This window comes from Areca yellow leaf disease phytoplasma, assembly GCF_041920595.1.
The window spans coordinates 588144-593569 of sequence record NZ_CP169277.1; the positions used below are offsets into that span (position 1 = coordinate 588144).

The window sequence follows — 5426 nt, forward strand, 5'->3', positions numbered from 1 at the left end:
TATGTATTGCTTAAACAATTAAAAAATCATCAAAAAAAAGATGTTAAAATATAATATAAAAATAGGAAGGGAATTAATATGAACATCCATCATCCCCAACAAAAAACCAAATTAACGTTTTTGATGTTTCACTTTACATTGTTGAAAATAATCCTCATCCAACTACTAAAATGAAACTAAATAAAATGATTTATTACGCTCACGCAAAACATTTAGTGCAAACTAAAAAACCTCTTGTAAAAGAACAAATCCAAGCTTGGATTTATGGTCCTGTTTTTCCTGAATTGTGCGCACAACTAAAAGAATTTACTTATAAACCGTTAAATCCCGATTCTTTATCAATGGGAGATGCAACTAAAATAAATGCCGCTCAAAAACAAATCCTTGATGATATTATTTCATTATACGGCAACAAAGAAGCCAATTCTTTATCTAAACAAACTCACGAAGAAGACCCATGGAAAAATACATATTATATCAATTCCGATTGGTCTAAAAACATTATTAAAAACAAAGATATTTTAGAATATTTTTCTAAAAACACTAAACACATTTGTTAATATGGAACAAACAGTTAATAATCTTTTTCGTTATCGATTCGATCAAAATTTAACAGATATTTCAAGTTTTAAAACAATAAAAGGTTTATAATCCAAAAATATTAAAGATTATCTTTTAGGGGTTTTGTTGGATTAGGATTCCAACTCAAGAAAAAAAAATAAATCAGAAGGTTTATTCCACTTTGATTAAACCCTTTTCAAAAAAACACAACTTCAACTTTCAAGAAGAATTAACAGATATTTTAAAAAGGTGTCGAATTGAAAGAAACAAAAAGAGTGGATTTTGTTTTTCAACACAACACCACCACTTATCTTTTGGAAAGTAGTTTTTTTAACAATTCAGGTTCCAAAATTAATAGTGAATTAAAACGTTTAGTAGAATTTGATAATATCATTAACAAATTCAAAAATTTTCGCTTCATTTATGTAATTGATGGCCCAGGGTTAAAAAAGAACGCCATTTTGGTGGATAAAATCTTAACTGAAACGAAACCAATATTTTATTCAATATCCATCGGTTCCAAGAATTTTTAAAAACTATAAAACAAAACTAATTTTAGAATAAAAAATAAACTTCTAAATCAGGAATTCCTCTTAAACGCATTATTTTGCCCCTATCGCTTTGATTTAATTCCAATTAGGGTAATTACCCTAGGATTATTAGACCCCCTTATATTCAATTTAGCCTATAAATGACCTTTCAAAACCTGTAAATATCATACTTTTAATTTTCACAATTTTGGCATAAATTAAAACGAATCATTTTTTAACCTAATTTAGACCCCCTCAAATGAGGGGGATATTTTTTTTATTTTTTTCCATTTTTTTCCATTTTTATCTCTTCTGTCATCATTTTCGCTAGTGTTTATGGTGAGCATTTTGCCATTTAACTCTGTTATTATATAGCATAACCAACCCAAAAGCAAAAACTCCGCATTATTGTGTAAAATTAACTCCATACTGTTTTTATAGCAACCTTTTCCTTTTTCGCCTATATATAATGGTATGTTTCTAATAAGGTTAAACCCCGTGGGTAAAACTACAACCAAAATCAAAAATTCCAAGGCTGTTTTGATTTTGGTTGCGATAAATAATACTTAATTCGGGTTTAACCTTATTAGAAACATATATCATTAATATTATTTTATTTAATATTAAATAAAATAATATTAATGATGCTAATTAAATATAAAAACCTATCAAGGTATTTTTATATTTAATTAGTATATATAAATTTATTATATATTATAATAATTTATAATGTTTAAATTTAAAATTATATAATTAATATATACGTTAAATTTAGACCCCCCTAAATCCCCAAAGGGGACTTTATAGAGGGGGTGTAATAGTTAATTCTTAATATACTTCGGCTTACGCCTAGTTCGCTCTGCTCGTCATTGAATACTAATAATATTATATAATAATTTAATAAATATATTTAAAAATTCAGTTTTTTATTATTTTTTAGTTATAATTATTTTTGGAATAAATAAAAAAATATTAAGATAATTGGTGTTAATAATGCAAAAATTAAAGAAAAAAAATAAAATTATTACAAAATATGATTTTCCACATTCAAACTATTAATAAAAAAATAGTTTTTCAATTGGTTAAACAATTTGTCAAAGACCTAAATTTAACTACCATTTTAAAAACAATTCGTATTAATCGAAGTACTTATTATTATTGGCTAAAAATTGAAAAAAAATAAAATTAAAACAAACAAAATATTTTTTACAACAACAACGCATTCAAACTTTATGTTTACAACATTCATATTTTTACGGTCATCGTAAAATTACTGATTTATACCAAGAAATTTTTAACGAATTTATTACTAAGAAAAGTTTATCTTATCATGAAAGAAAAATAATATTTGTTGTAAGTTAAGGTTTAAGAAAATAAATATTATTATCATAAAAATTTAGAAATCCAACCTCAAAATAGTCCCAAATTTAATTAATCAAACTTTACTACCTCCCAACCCATGAAAAACTATTTACCGACATTACTTATTTTAAAACTCCCCAAGGTTTTATCTATTTTTCTATGTGTTATTGATTCTTTCAACAATCAAATTGTCTCTTTTCACATCACTAACTGCCAAGATAAAGAATTTAATTTTAAATACCATTAAAAAATTCCTCCTTTGAAAACTTTGCATTATACATTCTGGACCAAGGTAAAAGTTTATCAATCTCTAAAAGTACAAAAAGTTTTAACTAAAAAAGGGTTTTTAATTAGCATGTCTCGTAAAGCAACCCCACGTGATAATGCTGTCATTGAAAATCTTTTTGGCCAGATGAAAAGTATTTTATCCAACCAACATCCCTTTTTATTCCAAAAAACACCAAGTAAAATCAAAAAAATAATAAAACAATTTACTTCTTTTTGGAATAATAAATGGATTTTAACTAAATTAAACAATTCATCTCCTTTAAAATACTTTCAAACTTTTAGATAAATATTTAATTACGGATATATAAACTTATAACCTTTGAAAAAAAGGTTGTTTTTGTCATACATTTTTTTACAAAAAACAATAAATTCCGCATTATTTCGTAAAAAAAATTTAATCAATGTCGTTTTATATGCAACTTTTTCGTTTTTTCGGCCTATATATATAATGTAGGGATAAAATATTTAAAAAAATATCTTTTGAAACTAGCAAATTATAAAAAAACATTAGACACTTTTTAAGTGTAATGAAATTATTTGTTAATTTGAAAAGATATGAAATTATCTATTTAATTTTAAGTCTTAAAGAGTGATTTTTAAATAAAAAAATGTCTAAAAACGGAACAGTGAAATACCTTTAAACCCCAGAATCTTTTTTACATAGTCATCTTTTATTTGTCATTAATAAATATAGCATAACAAAACAATAAAATAACAAAATAAACAAATTACCTTGAATATTTCTAATAATTCATGTTATAATAAAGTAAATTACTAAAAATTATATACTATTTATGCACAAAAACTTTTTACCAATTCTTCAATAAAAAAATCAAAATATGTAGAAAATAAGAGGCATTTTATAATAAAAATGTTATAATAAAGCTGTAAATGTAAACAATGGAGGCAAACATGTATCACATTCCAATAGGAATCTCAGGAAGACACACTCATCTATCACAAGAAACACTAGATATTTTATTCGGTCAAAAAATTATCAACTCGCTTTTTTCAAACCCCTCAAACAAACAGGACAATTTGCAGCCCAAGAGAAAAAATTGATGTTATGAGTCCATCAGGAAAAAATTCTTCCACAAGTTCGGATTTTAGGACCCACAAGACCTTTTGACCAAGTAGAAATTAGTCAAAGCGATAAGCTTTAAGACACGGTTTTACAGCTCCTGTTAGATTCTTCAGGCGATATTAAAGTGTTCAGGCAGTCACTTTTAATAGGTCTCAAAGGTCATAGACATTGAAGAAGTGTTATTATTGCCTAACAGACATATTCATTTATCTACCCAAGATGCAAAAAATTTTGGTATTACGACAAAACAAATGGTGTGTTATTTAAACGGAAGGCACTAAAACCTGGCATCTTAAAACAGTTTTGTGCAGAGTACACCCCGGATTTTAAACTTGAATGCCATCGTAGATACCGATGACGTGCAGTGCTTTTTTACTTTAAAAATGGCGATACTGTTAAATTACTGAAATAAATCATTAAAAATAAAAAAATAAATAATTTTGTGAACTTAAATTCTTGCGTTATATAAGGATCTTGCAACTCACCCCAAAGATCTTATATAACCTATATTTATTTTCACCCCTTTAACAAAACTAACAATATAACTAACAATTATTTTATTTTTTTTATTGAACGAAAGACATAAATTTCCTTTCATTTGTATGTCTTTCGCTCAATAAAAACTCTTCTAAAATCGCAAACAACAAGTAGCGGGAGGTAAAACGGATAAGGATAAAAATTACAAAACCCAATAAACTTAATTAAAAATTATCCTCAATAAAATCAATGCAAAAAACCAATCCATCTTTAAAAAGTTTCTCAGATCTGAAGTTTTTCGTGACCCTATCTACGTTATATTTATCTGGAATACGAATTGATTGAAAAATTAATTGATACTTCCGTTTTCCAAAGATTAAGACGTATAAAACAATTAAGCGGCGCTATGCATCCGTCTTTCATGGAGCAAAGTTCATTAGTTTTTATACACATTTAAGGTGTTTTCTTTAGACTTGCAGAAAGGTTTTTAAAAATCACAAATATTAAAAACCTTCTTGCAAGTTCTAAACACTAAACTATTGTGTAAACGAGTATGATACCTCATGAAAGACGTGTTAGCACTACAACAATATTTATACGTCTTGTATCTTTGGAAAACGGAAGTGTAATTGATTTTTCAGTATCAATTCATCATTCCAAACTCTAACCGCCAGATAAGTCTGAAAAACTTCAGATCTGAAGGCTTTTTAAGATGGATTGGTTTTATAAATTATTTATTGAATAATTACAATTAGGGCTATTGGAATTTTGTAATTTTATCATATCCGTTTTACCTCCTTCTTATTGTGACTGCGTTTTAGAAGGATTTTATTGAGCGAAGACACCGTGAAGAAGTATATGATTCAATAAAATAGGAATGGTGTGTATATTGTTAGTTTTGTTAAGTGAAATATGATTATAAGATGATATATCCTTATAACATAAATTTAAATTCTGAAATTATTTATTTTTTATTTTTATTTCGTAATTTGGCAGTATCGCCATTTGAGTAAGCCGTCATCGTATCACAAGTGGCATTCGGATTTAAAATCGGGGTGTACTCTGCACAGGCATGAACCGGGTCCAATTTCAATACTTACCATTTGTTTGTCCATTAATGTACA

The 5426-nt window shown here is 26.5% G+C and carries 6 protein-coding genes and 1 pseudogene; 6 read left to right on the forward strand and 1 reads right to left on the reverse strand.

What is annotated here, in order from left to right:
- Positions 1–110: 110 nt before the first annotated feature.
- Positions 111–560 carry a Panacea domain-containing protein gene (locus ACEW7V_RS03315; RefSeq protein ID WP_374695788.1) on the forward strand — a complete coding sequence of 150 codons (450 nt, stop codon included), beginning with the start codon at positions 111–113 and terminating at the stop codon, positions 558–560.
- Between the two features lie 258 nt (positions 561–818).
- Positions 819–1094, forward strand: a complete 276-nt coding sequence (locus ACEW7V_RS03320; RefSeq protein ID WP_374695435.1) for a DpnII family type II restriction endonuclease — start codon at positions 819–821, stop codon at positions 1092–1094.
- A gap of 242 nt (positions 1095–1336) precedes the next feature.
- Here ACEW7V_RS03320 and ACEW7V_RS03325 read toward each other — a convergent pair whose 3' ends face one another.
- Entirely contained in the window at positions 1337–1609 is a 273-nt protein-coding gene (locus tag ACEW7V_RS03325; protein WP_374695436.1) for a hypothetical protein, read from the reverse strand.
- Positions 1610–2124: 515 nt separating this feature from the next.
- Between ACEW7V_RS03325 and ACEW7V_RS03330 the strand changes: the two genes are divergently transcribed.
- The 4 genes and pseudogenes from ACEW7V_RS03330 to ACEW7V_RS03345 all read left to right on the forward strand — a co-directional run.
- Positions 2125–2274 (forward strand): hypothetical protein, encoded by a 150-nt coding sequence (locus tag ACEW7V_RS03330; protein WP_374695437.1) that lies wholly within the window; start codon positions 2125–2127, stop codon positions 2272–2274.
- A 438-nt stretch (positions 2275–2712) separates the two neighbouring features.
- A complete protein-coding gene (locus ACEW7V_RS03335) occupies positions 2713–3027 on the forward strand; it encodes a hypothetical protein (RefSeq protein ID WP_374695438.1) in 315 nt (104 codons plus the stop codon).
- Positions 3028–4001: 974 nt separating this feature from the next.
- Positions 4002–4106, forward strand: a complete 105-nt coding sequence (locus tag ACEW7V_RS03340) for a PduL/EutD family phosphate acyltransferase (RefSeq protein WP_374695439.1) — start codon at positions 4002–4004, stop codon at positions 4104–4106.
- Positions 4107–4568: 462 nt separating this feature from the next.
- Positions 4569–4699, forward strand: a pseudogene (locus ACEW7V_RS03345) (HD domain-containing protein); the annotation flags it as partial.
- Between the last annotated feature and the right edge of the window lie 727 nt (positions 4700–5426).